General features: G+C 47.8%; 19 protein-coding genes and 1 other annotated feature. Of the genes, 1 reads left to right on the top strand and 18 read right to left on the bottom strand.

What is annotated here, in order from left to right; genetic code table 11:
* Positions 1-5: 5 nt before the first annotated feature.
* From ispE to metG, 8 genes are all read right to left on the bottom strand, one after another.
* The gene (gene ispE / locus HPY27_RS27605; protein WP_174226460.1) at positions 6-884 is read right to left on the bottom strand and encodes a 4-(cytidine 5'-diphospho)-2-C-methyl-D-erythritol kinase; all 879 of its coding nucleotides are present in this window, start codon (positions 882-884) and stop codon (positions 6-8) included.
* Positions 885-1,099: 215 nt separating this feature from the next.
* Entirely contained in the window at positions 1,100-1,279 is a 180-nt protein-coding gene (locus HPY27_RS27600; RefSeq protein WP_017246937.1) for a small, acid-soluble spore protein, alpha/beta type, read from the bottom strand.
* 117 nt (positions 1,280-1,396) lie between these two features.
* Positions 1,397-1,669, bottom strand: coding sequence for a biofilm formation stimulator Veg (gene veg / locus HPY27_RS27595; RefSeq protein ID WP_005830485.1), 273 nt, complete (start codon positions 1,667-1,669; stop codon positions 1,397-1,399).
* A 216-nt stretch (positions 1,670-1,885) separates the two neighbouring features.
* The gene (rsmA, locus tag HPY27_RS27590; RefSeq protein WP_017246936.1) at positions 1,886-2,779 is read right to left on the bottom strand and encodes a 16S rRNA (adenine(1518)-N(6)/adenine(1519)-N(6))-dimethyltransferase RsmA; all 894 of its coding nucleotides are present in this window, start codon (positions 2,777-2,779) and stop codon (positions 1,886-1,888) included.
* 3 nt (positions 2,780-2,782) lie between these two features.
* Positions 2,783-3,331 carry a ribonuclease M5 gene (gene rnmV / locus HPY27_RS27585; protein ID WP_017246935.1) on the bottom strand — a complete coding sequence of 183 codons (549 nt, stop codon included), beginning with the start codon at positions 3,329-3,331 and terminating at the stop codon, positions 2,783-2,785.
* Positions 3,332-3,501: 170 nt separating this feature from the next.
* Entirely contained in the window at positions 3,502-4,599 is a 1,098-nt protein-coding gene (locus tag HPY27_RS27580) for a resuscitation-promoting factor (protein ID WP_069852563.1), read from the bottom strand.
* A 359-nt stretch (positions 4,600-4,958) separates the two neighbouring features.
* A complete protein-coding gene (locus HPY27_RS27575) occupies positions 4,959-5,729 on the bottom strand; it encodes a TatD family hydrolase (RefSeq protein ID WP_017246933.1) in 771 nt (256 codons plus the stop codon).
* 27 nt (positions 5,730-5,756) lie between these two features.
* The gene (gene metG / locus HPY27_RS27570) at positions 5,757-7,784 is read right to left on the bottom strand and encodes a methionine--tRNA ligase (RefSeq protein ID WP_017246932.1); all 2,028 of its coding nucleotides are present in this window, start codon (positions 7,782-7,784) and stop codon (positions 5,757-5,759) included.
* A 58-nt stretch (positions 7,785-7,842) separates the two neighbouring features.
* Positions 7,843-8,097 (bottom strand) — a binding site (T-box leader).
* Positions 8,098-8,541: 444 nt separating this feature from the next.
* On the opposite strand from metG, the gene HPY27_RS27565 reads away from it, so the two are divergent.
* Positions 8,542-8,790, top strand: a complete 249-nt coding sequence (locus tag HPY27_RS27565) for an AbrB/MazE/SpoVT family DNA-binding domain-containing protein (protein ID WP_007719913.1) — start codon at positions 8,542-8,544, stop codon at positions 8,788-8,790.
* Between the two features lie 60 nt (positions 8,791-8,850).
* Here the strand turns inward: HPY27_RS27565 and HPY27_RS27560 are convergent, their stop codons facing one another.
* The 10 genes from HPY27_RS27560 to tmk all read right to left on the bottom strand — a co-directional run bounded on the left by HPY27_RS27560 (position 8,851) and on the right by tmk (position 15,523).
* A complete protein-coding gene (locus tag HPY27_RS27560) occupies positions 8,851-9,501 on the bottom strand; it encodes a class I SAM-dependent methyltransferase (RefSeq protein WP_174226448.1) in 651 nt (216 codons plus the stop codon).
* Between the two features lie 131 nt (positions 9,502-9,632).
* Positions 9,633-10,505 (bottom strand): 16S rRNA (cytidine(1402)-2'-O)-methyltransferase, encoded by an 873-nt coding sequence (rsmI, locus tag HPY27_RS27555; protein ID WP_174226447.1) that lies wholly within the window; start codon positions 10,503-10,505, stop codon positions 9,633-9,635.
* A complete protein-coding gene (locus HPY27_RS27550) occupies positions 10,502-10,777 on the bottom strand; it encodes a GIY-YIG nuclease family protein (RefSeq protein ID WP_017246928.1) in 276 nt (91 codons plus the stop codon). The genes rsmI and HPY27_RS27550 overlap by 4 nt, the downstream gene beginning before the upstream one ends.
* Positions 10,752-11,519 (bottom strand): tRNA1(Val) (adenine(37)-N6)-methyltransferase, encoded by a 768-nt coding sequence (locus HPY27_RS27545; RefSeq protein WP_017246927.1) that lies wholly within the window; start codon positions 11,517-11,519, stop codon positions 10,752-10,754. Before HPY27_RS27545 ends, HPY27_RS27550 begins: the two co-directional genes overlap by 26 nt.
* A 108-nt stretch (positions 11,520-11,627) precedes the next feature.
* A complete protein-coding gene (gene yabA, locus HPY27_RS27540; RefSeq protein ID WP_017246926.1) occupies positions 11,628-11,999 on the bottom strand; it encodes a DNA replication initiation control protein YabA in 372 nt (123 codons plus the stop codon).
* 28 nt (positions 12,000-12,027) lie between these two features.
* The gene (locus tag HPY27_RS27535; RefSeq protein ID WP_017246925.1) at positions 12,028-12,843 is read right to left on the bottom strand and encodes a PSP1 domain-containing protein; all 816 of its coding nucleotides are present in this window, start codon (positions 12,841-12,843) and stop codon (positions 12,028-12,030) included.
* A 3-nt stretch (positions 12,844-12,846) separates the two neighbouring features.
* Positions 12,847-13,827: a DNA polymerase III subunit delta' gene (gene holB / locus HPY27_RS27530; protein ID WP_017246924.1), complete on the bottom strand. Its 981-nt coding sequence runs from the start codon at positions 13,825-13,827 to the stop codon at positions 12,847-12,849.
* 16 nt (positions 13,828-13,843) lie between these two features.
* Positions 13,844-14,290, bottom strand: a complete 447-nt coding sequence (locus HPY27_RS27525; protein ID WP_007719898.1) for a YaaR family protein — start codon at positions 14,288-14,290, stop codon at positions 13,844-13,846.
* A gap of 90 nt (positions 14,291-14,380) precedes the next feature.
* Positions 14,381-14,710: a cyclic-di-AMP receptor gene (locus tag HPY27_RS27520; RefSeq protein WP_007719896.1), complete on the bottom strand. Its 330-nt coding sequence runs from the start codon at positions 14,708-14,710 to the stop codon at positions 14,381-14,383.
* A 171-nt stretch (positions 14,711-14,881) separates the two neighbouring features.
* Complete coding sequence (gene tmk, locus HPY27_RS27515; protein WP_017246923.1) at positions 14,882-15,523, bottom strand: dTMP kinase; 642 nt, start codon at positions 15,521-15,523, stop codon at positions 14,882-14,884.
* Positions 15,524-15,528: the final 5 nt, after the last annotated feature.

Below are 15,528 nucleotides of genomic sequence, written 5' to 3'. Positions count from 1 at the left end.
CGGGTTTATGCAAGTATTTCCCCATCTTGAGAGCCTAACATTCGGACAACAAACACATCTTTGACAAAACCTCGCAACGCGTTGTAGATCCGATGTACTTTCGCTTCCTTTTGCACAAGAGCAAACACAGTAGGACCACTACCAGACATCAGGACACCATCTGCCCCCGAAGCGACCATGAGATCCTTGATCTGTCTTACTTGTGGATGGAGCGATAGCGTGACGTTCTCCAACACATTCCCAAGAGATTGGCACATGAGTGAAAAGTCTTGAGTCGCGATGGCTTGCAGCATTTGTTGGGTATCGGGATGATTATCGATCTGGGCCACACGCAGGTTTCCGTATACATCCGGGGTAGATACTCCGATAGGCGGCTTGGCTAGAATGACCCAGCACGGTGCAGGCGCACCCAGATGCGCAATCTGTTCGCCACGCCCTGTCGCCAGCGCTGTTCCTCCATAAACGCAAAATGGCACATCAGAGCCAATTTCTGCTCCGATTTTGGCCAGCTCATCTCTGGTCAACCCGAGATTCCACAATTGGTTCAAGCCGCGTAGTGTTGCTGCTGCATCACTACTGCCACCTGCCAGTCCAGCCGCAACCGGAATTTGCTTGTCGATATACAAGTGTACGCCCTGGCGTACTTGAAATTTTTCTTTCATGAGCGTTGCCGCTTTATATGCGTGGTTACGGATATCATCCGGTACGAAGCTGGCAGAACAGTCCAGCGTAATCTCACCATCTTCGCGTAGAGTCATGTCCACACGATCTGCCAAGTCTACGGTTGTCATCACCATTTCCACTTCGTGATAACCGTCCGGCCGTTTGGCAAGCACGTCGAGAGTCAAATTAATTTTGGCCGGAGCTTTGACCGAGATACGCACGTAATTCACCTCTGCCTACTTTCTAAATTTCCTAGTCTCTTATTGTAGCATAGGCAAACTCTCCCATGCCACTTGATCAATTAAAAAGAATAGGATCGAGATCATTATGGGTATTTCGAAAATTCAGCTCTCTTTACAGAAAAAAAACCGGGTTGCCCCGGCCTTGTCAACGAGTGTTTATATGGTGAGAAACGTCCGTACGATCAAACCAAATGCTACAATCGCTTAGCGGCTAATGCTTCCTCAGCAAGCTGAACAGCACGCTTGACCATGTTACCCGCATCCCGTGTCGTGATGCCTCCCCAACCCTCGGCTTTTACTGTATCGTAAAACCCAAGCTCTTTGGCCAGTTCCATCTTAAACTGCTCTGACATCAGTCCTCGTCTGCGACCCATAGCACCCTCCTTCTCGTTGACAGGCTTAGTGTGCTCTATGCTGCTCTTTTTATTGCCTCAACCAAATGTTCAGAGCTTTTCGATATAAAAAACAAAACAGTAGAACCCAAAAGGGCTCTACTGTTGTACAAATGTGATGCGGATGTGCTCGTTTTCGCGGCACACCGTCAATTCTACTGTTTCCGTCAAGATGTCAGCATAGCTGTAAGATACCCGCTCAAAGAGTTGGTCGTCATCCAGCTTTACCACAAACACAGATGGGTAAGTTTCTTCGAGGATGCCACTACGTTCAACGGTTTTGCGGCGACCGCCATTAGCCTTCAGCAGGATGCGCTCACCGATGTGTCCGTCTAAACTGCGTTTAATGTCAAGTAACGCGTTTCTTGCCATTGTTCCATCCACCTCGCTTACATCTATTATAACAGCTCACTTATATTTTGTCAAAGAAATAAAAAATTATAGCAACCCTGTAGATATTTTGTCAACGGGGTTTTTTTCATAAAAAACGTAGATATTTGTCAAAAGATATGCATAAAGGGCATAAATACACAAAAACCCCCATTCTTGGGTGATCTCGCCCAAAAACAAGGGGGTCGTCTACACGATTTATGTAATCAGTCCGCGGCGCATACCTTCGTTCGCTAGGCGGGCAAATTCGTCCAAACTGAGTGTTTCACCACGTCGAGTCGGATTGATCCCGATGTCAGTGAGCATCTGTATTACTTCATCCTTTTGGGTTTTAGGAAACAGTCCGTTCATTAGGTTGTTCAACAACGTCTTACGGCGCTGCGCAAACGAGCTGCGTACCACCCGGAAAAACACATCCTGGTCGTCTACTTCCACTGGAGGACGATCCCTTACCTTTAAGCGAATCACTGCCGAGTCGACATTCGGACGCGGAATGAACACACTTGCAGGCACAATCATCGCTACTTCTGTTTCTGCATAGAATTGAGCTGCGACTGAAAGAGAGCCATAGTCTTTCGTTCCTGGTTTGGCTGCAATTCTCTCTGCCACTTCCTTTTGAATCATGACCACGATGTTTTCGAGGGGCAATCTCTCTTCCAACAGCTTCATCAGGATGGGGGTCGTCACATAGTAAGGCAGATTCGCCACTACGCTCAGCTTTTCCACTCCTGTCATCTTTTCTTCTATTAACTTCTTCAGATCCAGCTCCAGTACGTCCCCATGAACGACTTCAATATTTTCATAGGGTGACAGCGTGTCCTGCAAAATAGGCAAAAGACGCTGGTCGATTTCGATCGCCATTACTTTTTTGGCTGCTCGTCCCAATTGCTCCGTCAGCGCACCGATACCGGGCCCAATTTCAATCGCTCCCTTTTCCTTGGTAAGGTCTGCCTCTGAAACAATGTTATGTAAAATGTTGGTGTCTATCAGGAAGTTCTGGCCCAGACTCTTCTTAAAAGAAAAGCCGTACTTCTCCAATATTTCTTTTGTACGCGTAGGTGTCGCAATATCCTTGCCCGCTATTTGGGTCATGGCTTACTCCCTCTCTTTGTTGATAGCCGTAATGGCCGCTTCGAATTCTGCTCGACTGATTTGGAAGGCATTGAGCCGCTGCAGCATTTGCTTGGCGTTGGCGTATCCGATCCCCAATGCTTCTCCCAGCTTAATTCTGCGATCTTTAGCATCTACTCCGGACGTAAGGCCATTTGCCAACAGATCGTCTGAGGTAATCTCTCCAGCCGTTTCCGCCATTTCGGTACGTACCTCTGAAAGCGCACGAATAATCACGTCAGGTGACGCGTTCTCAACGCCGATGTCGCCCTTTTTGGTCCCGTCCTCCTGGGTAATAAATGCGTGCTTGCAGCCTGGAACCGACTTGCTGATAATTTTTCGGATGCGCTCCCCTTGATAATCAGGGTCTGTAAAAATAATAACACCGCGTTTTTGTTGCGCCAGCCTGATTTTTTCAATCGTTCTTTTATGAATGGCAGAACCACCAGTTTCAATCGTATCGGCATTAACCGCACGCTTGATTGCTGCGGTATCGTCTCGTCCTTCCACCACGATGACTTCCTTGATCTTCATCATGTGCTCCCACTTTCGTACAAAGTCGGTACGATACTAGTGTTCCAAAAAAAACCGTACCCAAAGCCAAAAATACATGTAACATTTGGTAAAAAGGATCGTCTAACTAACAAACAGCTTATCACAATAACCATGTAGGAAACAGAAGAACAGGAGCAATCGCTCCTGTCCTAAGGCTTCTGTGGTCCAATGATATATACAGTTTTGTTTCGCTTGCGACCGAATTTCCTCGCCTCGGATTCCGTGCCTACGAATACGTCGATTTTGCCACCTTTCATGGCACCACCCGTATCTTCAGCTCGACGATACCCAACACCTTCAATGTACACCCACCATCCATACGGAATGACTTTAGGATCTACAGCGATTGTGTGACCTGTCTTGGCTTTTACCCCTGTCGATGTGCGTCCATATCCCGGAGAGCTTGGGTGTTTGCCACCTCCCGAAGGAGTATAAGCAGTCAGGGTAACCCCGTTCAGTACTTTTTTCGGCCTAAACACTTTTCCACCACGTGATACCGGACCCGCTGCTGAAGCAACCAGGACCCGATCTGGTTGACCCTTTTTCTGCAACGTTGGGACTGCGGTACCCACGGCTACGACATTATCTTTCTTCGGTACAAGTACATCTTTTTTGACCAGATCACGGGAGACTTCTTTTCCATCTTCCATGACTAGCTTATAGTGTGCAATTGCCTTACCTTCTTGCCCGCTCTGTAATACGCGGGTCTTACCTTTTTCCAGCGCTGGATCATTTTTGCGTATTTCTTGAAAGGTGACTCGCTCATCGACTTTTACCATTTTCTCAACAACCCGCTTTACGCTGATCGAGGAGTCCTTGGTAAGTGTAGCGGTCAATACCGGTTCTACCCGGTCCTTCTCACCTAGCACGATGCCGCCGTCCTTCAACGCACCAGCAACATCACGACTAAGTGTCTCTATCGTTTTTTTCTGCCCGTCAACCTGGATTGGTATGGACCAGGTTGTATATAAAGTAATGAGTGCTCCGTCTTTTAGCTTCGTCTCGGGGGTCGGTTGAAGGGAATCCTTTTCCGTTACCGTAATGTTTCGCTCGGTTAAGAACTGCTCAACGGTCTTGGCTTTTGTAGCGACCGTCTTGCTTTCTCCGTCCAACGAAAAAGTGACCTGTTTTGGCTGAGTAGCCTGGGCAGAGAAATAGCCAATCATGGGAACGAGCACAAGAGCAAGGCAGCCAAACATGACTAGCCCACGATTCTTATACCTTTCCCATATCGCGCGTAACTCCATTTCCCACACTCCTTTTCCTAGAAAAGCGCAAGGCTCTTCTTGTCTAGCCAGGTAAGGGTCGATGTAATTGCACTAATATTCTGGAAGTGGCCGGTACTTCACAAGGTCGGCTTTGATTGTATTTCACTTTCCCGGCTTTGTCAAATTTACCCTCCCTTTTGGCTGAAGCGATAATGGTACCAGACTAGCAAAATAGGCATGGCGAATGGTAGCAGAAACCTGTCGAGAAGCCATGTCGGATGGACAATAATCGTTCGACACATTGTTCATCGTATGCGTCGACAAAATAGAGTAGAACCCGGTTACATAACACAAAAAAAACGGGAAATCACGTAATCAATCGTGATTTCCCGTTTTTATTAACCATTCATGCGAAAAAGACGTCTGGCGTTGTCTGCGGTAATTTGTGCCATTTCCTCGTAAGACAAACCATGAATGTTCGCCATTTCCTCACAGACGTAGCGCACATATCCACTCTCATTTCGCTTCCCGCGGAAAGGATGCGGAGTGAGATACGGGCAATCTGTCTCTATCAACAGCTTGTCTAGCGGTACCTTCGCTGCTACTTCTTTTGGCTGCTTGGCATTTTTGAATGTAAGCGGACCACCGAACGAAATATAAAAATTCATATCGAGTGCCTGCTTCGCTGTTTCCCAGCTGCCAGAGAAGCAGTGCATGATGCCGCCAACATCTGCTGCCTTCTCTTCCTTCAGGATCGTTAAAACGTCTTGGTGCGCATCGCGATTGTGGATGATGATCGGCATGTCGAGCTTGCGAGCCAGACGAATCTGCTTGCGAAACACCTCTGCCTGCACATCACGTGGCGACGTATCCCAGTAGTAGTCCAAGCCCATTTCACCCAATCCCACTACTTTCGGATCACGACTGAGCTCCTCGATCCATTCTAGGTGTTCGTCTGTCATGTCCTTGGCGTCTTGTGGATGCCAACCGATGACGGCGTAAATAAAGTCATACGCATGAGCCAAATCCATGCAAGTTGGAATTGTTTCAGCGTTGAATCCGATGTTCACAATTGTACTGACGCCATTTTCTTGCGCACGAGCAATGACCTCTGCACGATCTTCATCGAATTCCTTCGCATTTAGATGAGCATGGGTTTCAAATAACAAGATGGGTCCTTCCTTTCCTTGCCCTCGTTACTTCACGATTGCTCCATTTGGCATACTTGGGTCAACAGTCGCAAGTGTCAACTGATCTCCTGCCGATGCTGCCAAGATCATCCCTTGAGACAGCTCGCCGCGAAGCTTCACTGGCTTCAGGTTAGCTACGAGGATCACTTTTTTGCCGACCATATCTTCTGGGGAGTAGTATTTCGCGATACCAGAAACAACCTGGCGCTTCTCGTAGCCAAGATCCAATTGCAGAACCAACAGTTTGTCAGCATTTGGATGCTTGGCACATTCCACTACCTGTGCGACGCGCAGCTCTACTTTTCCAAAATCGTCGATGCTAATTTCTTCTTTTGCATCAGCTGGTTTGTCCGTTGCTGCTTCTGTTTGGTTAGTGTTTGTCTCACTCACAGGTGCTTCCCCTTTCAAAGCTGCTTGCTTTTTCTTGTTTTCCTCTGCTTGGCGACGTGCCTCTGCTGTCGAATCGTCGATGAAAGCCAGTTCTGCTTGAACATCCAGACGAGGGAAGAGCAGTTCCTTGCGGCTAACGGTGCTTCCAGCAGGCAATCCACCCCATACACTTGCAGATTCCCAGCTTGTTGCTTCTTCATTGCCCAAAATACCCAGTTGGTCCCAAATTTTCGCTGGTGCTTTGGTCATGAACGGTTGGATCAGCACGGAGCTAATGCGGATGCTTTCCACCAAATTGTACATAACGGTTGCCAGACGACCTTTGGTTTCTTCGGTTTTTGCCAAATTCCAAGGCATGGTCTCGTCGATGTATTTGTTTGTACGTCCCACCAGTTCCCAGATGTGAGCCAGTGCATTGGAGAAGCGCATTTCTTCTATGTGCTCTTCCACCAGCGCTTTCGTTTTCATCGCGAGGCCGATCAAGCTGTCATCCGGCTCTCCTGCATCCTGTGGCGCTGGAACGATACCATCGAAATATTTCTCAATCATCGTAGCGGTACGGCTCAGCAGGTTTCCGATGTCATTAGCCAAGTCGTAGTTCAGGCGCTGTACGAACGATTCTGGCGTGAAGATGCCATCCTGACCGAAGTTGATTTCACGAAGCAGGAAGTAGCGAACGCCGTCAGAACCGTAACGGTCGATCAAAACCTTCGGATCAATGACATTGCCCTTGGATTTTGACATTTTTCCATCTGGCATCAGAAGCCAGCCATGACCAAAAATTTGTTTTGGCAACGGGATATCCAGTGCCATCAACAGGATTGGCCAGTAGATCGTATGGAAGCGCAAAATGTCTTTTCCAACCATATGAACATTGGCAGGCCAGAAGTTACGATATTTGCTGTCATCCTCGGACAAATAGCCGAGAGCAGAGATATAGTTCGTCAATGCATCGATCCATACGTAAATGACGTGCTCTGGATCGCTTGGCACCTTGATTCCCCAGTCAAATGTACTACGGGATACAGACAAATCCTGGAGACCTGGCTTCAGGAAGTTGTTGATCATTTCGTTGCGGCGGCTCTCCGGCTGAATAAATTCAGGGTTTGCTTCGATGTGCGCAAGCAGTCTGTCCTGATACTTGGACATGCGGAAGAAGTAGTTTTTCTCCTTCACTTTTTTCACTTCGCGACCACAGTCTGGGCAAGCATACCCGTTGTCCGTTTTCGCTTGGGTTTCTGTCCAGAAAGCCTCGCAAGGTACACAGTAGAAGCCCTCATACTCGCCCAAATAAATATCACCTTGGTCGAGCAGGCGCTGGAACACTTTTTGTACAACCTCTTTATGACGAGGCTCTGTGGTACGGATGAAATCGTCATAAGAGATGTCGAGCTTTTGCCACAGGTCCTTTACCCAATCGACAATCGGGTCGATGAATTCCAGCGGTTGTTTGCCATCCTCGGCAGCACGCTCTTGGAGCTTTTGACCATGCTCATCTGTCCCTGTCAGGTAATACACATCATAGCCGCGCAAACGCTTATAACGAGCCATAGCATCACACGCGATTGTGGTGTAGGCGTTACCGATGTGGAGTTTGTTACTCGGATAGTAGATCGGTGTTGTGATGTAATAAGTAGGTTTCATTGCAACTATTCCCCTCCTGTTTACGTTTATTAAAATAAGGAAAAGCCCACCCCAAAAAAATTGGGGCGAGCTCTATCTCGCGGTACCACCCAAACACTCCGTCCCCTCACGGAGAACAGACTTGGTGAGTCAAAACATGACTCTACCCGTAACGTGGGCATACGTCACAGACTACTAGGTACGGTCAATGCCGTCACTGTTCATCTGCAAGACTCAGGGTCCATGTTCAGCTTGCTCACTTATACCGGTTTTCAGCTACCCCGGCTCTCTGAAATAAGGAGGATCGGCTTACTCTTCCCATCATGGTCGTTTGGTATCATTTGCTGCATTTATCCTCTATTGTACACGACCAACCTGTTTTGTAAACATCCTCGGCAAGCCCATTTTCCTAAGGAATTTTATCGCTTGCTTCATACCAGCTTTACAAATTACAAGAAGAAAAGAGAAAACTTGGAGTTTTTGTCGAATCGCCTTGATGTGTTTCGACATTCATCGACTTATTCGACACCCAATAATCCCAGTAAATTTTATCCATAAAAATTTCCATATCGCTTCCAATGCTTTGATAAACACTGATTTAACGGCATTTTCGTTTTGAAAAAACATTTTGCTTTTCAAGGAATTGTCAAAATCATGTTGACACCTTTGGGAATGGCTGGTATGATTATCCCAACAGAAAATGTCGAATATTGACGATAAATGATGAGTGTATAACAATAGCATCGACATATACAGTTTTTGGGAGGAGATTTTAACTATGATGAAATCAACCGGTATCGTTCGCAAAGTAGATGAATTGGGTCGTGTTGTTATTCCAATCGAATTGCGCCGCACTCTGGGTATCGCTGAGAAAGATGCTTTGGAAATCTACGTTGACGGAGAGCGCATCATCCTGAAAAAGTATGAGCCTGCATGTATCTTCTGTGGAAACGCTGACAAAGTATCTCACTTTAAAGGTAAAATCGTGTGCCAAGATTGCCTGACAGAAATGCCTGTTAAACGCTAATATCATTTGATTACATAAACATGCCTTTGTGGGACGAGCCTCACAAAGGCTTTTTGTTTGCTATTTTTTCTTCAACAGCGCTCGGAAGAAGAACAGCCTAGGCGCATACAAATCAGAATAGACCACATCAGCCGGCATTTCAAAGGATACATCGCTAGAAAACTGTAGCCCAACCTCCGCCAAAACTTGCTGTAGTCGCGCTAAATTGATCAGCGGGTAATCAAAAGTGAGTACAAGCTGCCCATCGTCTTTTAGCACTCTGTGAAATTCGCGGAATGCTTGCACCATAATCGGGTCTTCGAGATGCTCGAGAACAGAAATACAAAAAACCGTATCAAACTTTTGATTCGGGTACGGCAAGTAGGTCAAATTGGCTCGACAATAATGAATACCGTCAAAATAATGCGCAGGCAAGCTGTCTGCTACTCTTTTCCCAAATACGTCCACAATATCTTGATAGATCGCTTCCTTAGACAGAATCCGATTCTCAAGATCACAAGCGTGTACTTCTCGACAATGATCAGCCAAATAAAATTTGAATGGATGGCATATCCCGCATGCCGAATCAAGCACAACATCATTCGGATTGGCAAATTGCTTGGCCCAGGCATATTCGTACGGTCTACTGTTCCATGTAACCGGCAGTGTAAATATGAAGTGATCGTCTTTTTCATCTGTATTCACAATAAAACGAGAATCACGTATACTCACTGCTGATTCCCCCTTCCTTTCCTTCCGAAAACACCGTCAACGCTCATTACCATCGTATTCACGTACACCGTCGACATGACGAAAAGAAAAAAAGCCGACCGTATCGGCCAGCTTTGCTCACTCATTGCCTTCTATTCACGATGATATTCGTTGTAAACATCTCGTTTGGATACGTTTCGATCATCGGCTGCTTGCTTGATGGCTTCCTTTTTCCCCATACCTTGTGCGCAGTAATGATCCACGTGCTCCACGATACTCAGCGATTGCCACCATGTATCATCGACTTCCGCTTCCAGTGGGCCGGTGTTCCCTTCGACAATGACACAAAACTCACCGCGCACCTCGCCGCTTCTGAGCCATTCCAGCAGCTCGTCCAACGTCCCACGCACAAATTCCTCGTAGCGCTTTGTCAGTTCTCTTGCCAGGACAGCTCTCCGATTCCCCCACGCCTCCTGCATGGCAGCAAGCGTCTTTTCCACTCGATGGGGAGCTTCATAAAAAATGAGCGTTTCTGGATATCGCTTCAATCGTTCCAGCTCTTCGCGTCTTTCTTTGTTTTCGCGGCCTATAAATCCGCAAAATACGAAGCGATCAGTAGGAAGACCGGAAGCAATCAAAGCTGTCAACGCCGCATTGGCACCTGGAACGGGGATAACAGGAAATCCCGCTGCGGTCGCATCTCGTACCAGCTCCGCACCCGGGTCGGAAATAGCCGGCAAGCCAGCGTCGCTTACCAAGGCAATCTTCTTGCCCTCGGCAAGCCACTGCAACAGCCCATTTCCACTTGCTTCCTTATTATGCTCGTGATAGCTGACCGTACGTTTTTCGATTTGAAAATGATTCAGCAGCTTTCTTGTCTGGCGCGTATCTTCACACGCGATGACATCGACTTCACGCAACGTATTTAGACACCGCACCGTGATATCATCGAGATTGCCGATAGGTGTAGCCACCAAATAAAGGACTCCTGCTTCTTCTGACGCAAAACTGCGTTGCACATTCATTCGGAAGCCCCTCCAATCAATTCTTCTTTTTTCTTGCGCGTTAATCGTTTGATGCTCTCTTCACGCTTGAGACCCCAGGAACGGTCTGCTCCTTCTTCCCAATAGAGCAGCTTCACTGGCCCGCGGCCTCTCGTATACTTGGCACCTTTTCCTTCATTATGAGCAGTCAAGCGGCGGATCAGCTCTGTCGTATATCCAGTGTAGAGTGTCCCATCCGCACAAGACAGGATGTAGACATAGTGACTCTTACTCGAGGGAATCTCGTCTGCCATAATAGATTTCCTGTAGTTCTTCACAGTATTGCTCTCCATTTTCATACACAATCAGCGGCGGCTGAATTCTCAGCTCCGGCTTTCCACCCCTTATTCCCTCGATCAGAACCATATTCGGCTCTGCTTCCTTGCGCGGGTAAACCAGACGCATCCGTTTCGGCTCGATGCCGTATTGGCGCATAAGCGAAATGATGTCGATCAAACGTGTGGATCGATGCACGAGCGCCAGCTTTCCACCGTTTTTTAGCAACTGACTCCCCACGCGAATGACATCCTCCAAGGACAGCATAATCTCATGCCGGGCGATCGCAAAGTGCTCGCTGATGTTTTTCTCCCCGCTCGTCGCAGGCATATACGGCGGATTGCACGTGATCAAATCGAAGTTCCCGTGCCCGAACAACGACACCGCATCCTTCACATCGCCATGATGCATCGTAATTCGTTCGTTCAAACCATTCAACGTCACATTGCGGCTTGCCATGCTGAACAAACGCTCTTGAATTTCGATTCCATCAAAACTGGCTTCTGGCGTACGCGTGGTCATAATGAGTGGTATCGCCCCATTGCCCGTGCACATATCCAATACTTTTCCGCGCTTTGGCACCGATGCGAATCGCGCTAAAAGAACCGCGTCCATCGAAAAGCAAAACACTTCGTGGCTCTGGATTATTTTCATTTCATGTGTCAATAAATCATCGATGCGCTCTGTTTCGTAAAGCGGCACGTTGGTGACAGGTTCCATCTACGGCTCGTACTCCCTTTTGTTCTTGTCTTATTATTCCTATCCGGAAAAAAGCGACCTGACACGTGGCCCAGGTCGCTTTTTCATGTGGTGCTGGTTACTCACCGCTTATTTTTGAGGGCCGCCGCTCAGGAATGAGAGACAGAACAGGCAATCCCCTTCTTTTCGCAGGCTGCCGAAATGCACATTGCAAATATGAAATCCTTCCGCGTACAAACGGGCGAGGTTGTCATATCCTTCTCCGACCACTGCCTTTTTGGCTTTTTCCTTCGCGACAGGGCTTGTTCCCTTTTGTTTTGCTTGGGCGCCGGTCTTTTTCCTGTCTAGTCGGTTGCGAAGGTGCTGGTTTTCAACGAGTAATTGGGCGTTTTCCTCCATCAAAACAACGATGACGTCTTTCAGTTCACCAATTTCTTTATAAAGGTCACCAATACGTTCTTCAATGCTCGCCATCTTGACGAAGATTTCCCGTTTGTCCACTAGCTCACCTCTCCCCTACCCCCACGCTTTATTCAAAGGTGGGGAGACCTATCGCAATCTCATCCAATCCAAATTCGGTGACACGCTTGTCGATTGAAAGCTCTACTTGGACAGATTGATCAAGTACGTTTACGGAAACGACTCGTCCATTTCCCATCGGGGTGGTGACCATTTTGCCAATGTCCGGCATCTCATCCTTCGAGCTTTCATAGTTGTCGTTCTCGTATTTTAAACAGCACATCAACCGGCCGCATAGACCAGAGATTTTGGCTGGATTCAACGAAAGATTTTGGTCCTTGGCCATTTTGATCGAGACAGGCTCGAAATCGCCGAGGAACGTCGAACAGCAAAGCAACCTGCCACAAGGCCCGATCCCGCCAAGCATTTTGGCTTCGTCACGCACACCGATCTGGCGAAGCTCAATTCGGGTACGGAATACGGAGGCGAGGTCTTTTACCAGCTCACGGAAATCAACCCTGCCGTCAGCGGTAAAATAAAAGATAATCTTGTTGCGGTCAAACGTGTATTCCACATCGACCAGCTTCATATCGAGCTTGTGCTCTTTGATCTTCGTCTGACATACAGCAAAAGCATTCTTGGCGGCTTGCTTGTTTTCATCCACCTGTTTTGCATCTCGCTCGTCTGCCATCCGAATGACCTTTTTCAGCGGCAATACGACATCAGACTCAGCTACTTCTTTTTTGCCAATGACGACCTTACCAAACTCGACCCCTCGCGCCGTTTCAACGATGACGGTGCAATCTTGCTCAATCGGCAGTCGGTCAGGGTCGAAGTAATATATTTTGCCCGCTTTTTTAAAGCGGACCCCAACAACCTCGTACAAGGGTTATCCCTCCTGGAATTGAAGAACCAACCGCTCAAGAGCCAACTGTGTGTTGGCATTTCGCTCTATCCGATTTTTCGTCTCCATGACCAAATCTATCCCACGCAAGAGCTCAGCTTTTGTCCATACCAGTGCTTGTCCTTGCAGCACATCCTGTTGGTCGCTGTTAATGAGATGGGCATGCCTGCCTACTTGCAAATACAGGATATCGCGCAGCCAAAGGATGAGCAAATCTAAAAAGAGGGGTAGTTCCTCTTTACTTTTGTCGCTCTTTTGCAACATATCATGGATCGTTAAGAGTGCAGATGAATTGCGCTGTTTGCACTCCTGCACCAATTGTATCACTAGATTTCTTAGCTGTGCAAACGATTCTGATTGGCTGAGTGTCATGGCTTCTTCCACATTTGTCGTAATGTGGGAAGCAACCTGCGCCATTCCCGCTAAAACGCCCTCTGCACGCAACTTTTCCGCAATCAATTCTGCAGAAAGTGGTGAAAATTGAACGATTTGGCATCGAGATAAAATCGTAGGAAGAATCGCATGGCTGTGCTCTGTCAAAAGTAGTGCCAGTACACCGGCGGGCGGTTCCTCCAGAAACTTGAGCAGACTGTTGGCAGCCTGTGTCGTCATTTTATCGACGTGCTCAATGATATATACCTTGCGTGACGACTCGACAGCGCGCATCGCCATTTCTTTTTGCAATGAACGGATCTGGTCGATTTTAATCGAAGCCCCATCAGGCGTAATAAACAACACATCCGGGTGATTGCCACCCTCTATGCGCCTGCATGTAACACAGGCCCCGCAGGCGTCTGCCTCCCTTTCCGAACAAAAAAGGGACTTCGCCAGATGCAGGGCCATCTGCTTTTTACCTGAACCTTTGGGACCCGCCAGCAAGTAGGCGTGTGCCAGTCGTTCGTTGCGCAAACTATGATACAGCAGTTCCTGTGCTCGTGGCTGCTGAGAAAATCGGGTCCATGTCATGATGGTTTCACACCCACTAAAAATACAAATTGATCAACATGCCGCGGATTTCGCCAATCCTGGCTAACAAATCAATCGTTGGTGCCTGCTCGCTCAAGAGCTCATCTGTCAGTTTGAGCAGCTCTGCATCCACCTCTTTGACGATTTTGTACAGCCTGCTACGGCCACGCCGATTCATTCCTCGTCTATCGTCCAAGGCAATGCCAAACTTCACAGCCTCTTCCATGAACTGCTTGACGAGATTTTTATAAGCATAGAAGTCACGAACGGCGCGGGAACGAGCAAGAATCTGTCCCTGCCTGTCTATGTCTGTCAGTAGCCGGGTAAGCTTCTCCTGAGACATACGTTCGTCTTCTCCTTGAATCATCGTGCCAAAATTCAGCTTTTCCAGTTGAGGATTCTTACGTGAATCCGTCGTTTTAATCAAGTCCAGTTTAGGCCGTAACCCATCACTGATTTTCATATCGCCACCTCCGTCGCCCGATCCAATACAGGGTTTATCCCCGTGAGATCAAGTATATACGAAAGTTGCAAAAAAAGAGAGAAGGAACCACTAAAATGAGTGGAACTCTCCGACATCCAATACGAATACTGCCGCACCACCCACCTGTACTTCCAGCGGATATGGCATGAACGAGTCTACAGCATTACTGAGTGGAGAGACGGGAGTGACCATTTGTTTGCGGGATTTGCAATTATGCGCAATGATGTCGATTACTTCCGGCACGCTTTCGTCAGACGTACCGATCAAAAAAGTTGTGTTACCGGCGCGTAAAAAGCTACCCGTACTAGCCAGCTTCGTAGCACGAAAACCTTTTTTCACCAATTGTTGAGACAGACGACCACTGTCTTTATCTTGGACGACCGCAACTACCATTTTCATCGGCTATCACCCTTTCTCCCATGATCCATTCCCAATTTGACTTCTTCATTGTATGAAAAACACGTAGGCTTGGTACGTTATTTCGCTTAAACATATTATACAGCATGTACATCATCCTGCGGTACAGGGAACCTTACAGCTTGATCAAAAGACGACTTTTTGAACAACCATTTATAACCTGTCTAGCAGTGCCTGTAGGGCAGATTGATATACATGTTCCATCGGCTGCTCGGCATCAATCACGACAAAACGTTCTGGGTCGCGTTCCATAACCAGCTGATACCCTTCCCGAACAAGCTCATGGAAACGCATCCCTTCCAGATCGAGACGATTCACTTCGCGTCCACGGGAGGCATTAATCCGCGCCAATCCGATTTCAGGCTGTACATCAAAGAACAAGGTCAATTCCGGCATGCAATCACCAACAGCAAATCGGTTAATCTGGTAGACAGCATCAATGCCCAATCCCCGCGCATGTCCTTGATAGGCAAGACTACTGTCGATAAAACGGTCGCACAGTACCAGCTTGCCCTCTGCCAAAGCAGGTAACACCTTTTCCGCTAAATGCTGGCCACGGGCTGCCGCATACAAGAGAGCCTCGGTTCTTTCATCCATCTGTGTGTGGGCCGGATTCAAAATAATTTCCCGGATTTTTTCGGCGATATCAATTCCACCGGGCTCACGAGTCAAAAGTACATCGACTCCACGCGCCTTCAGCTCTTCGTACAGCTTGGCGATGACGGTGGATTTTCCGGCCCCTTCTCCGCCTTCTATCGTAATAAATCGGCCTTTCTTTCCTGTTGCCACTTCCATACTCC

It is taken from the genome of Brevibacillus sp. HB1.1 (assembly GCF_013332445.1).
GTDB classification, from domain to species: Bacteria; Bacillota; Bacilli; order Brevibacillales; family Brevibacillaceae; genus Brevibacillus; species Brevibacillus porteri.
This window is presented reverse-complemented; position numbering and strand designations above follow the sequence as displayed.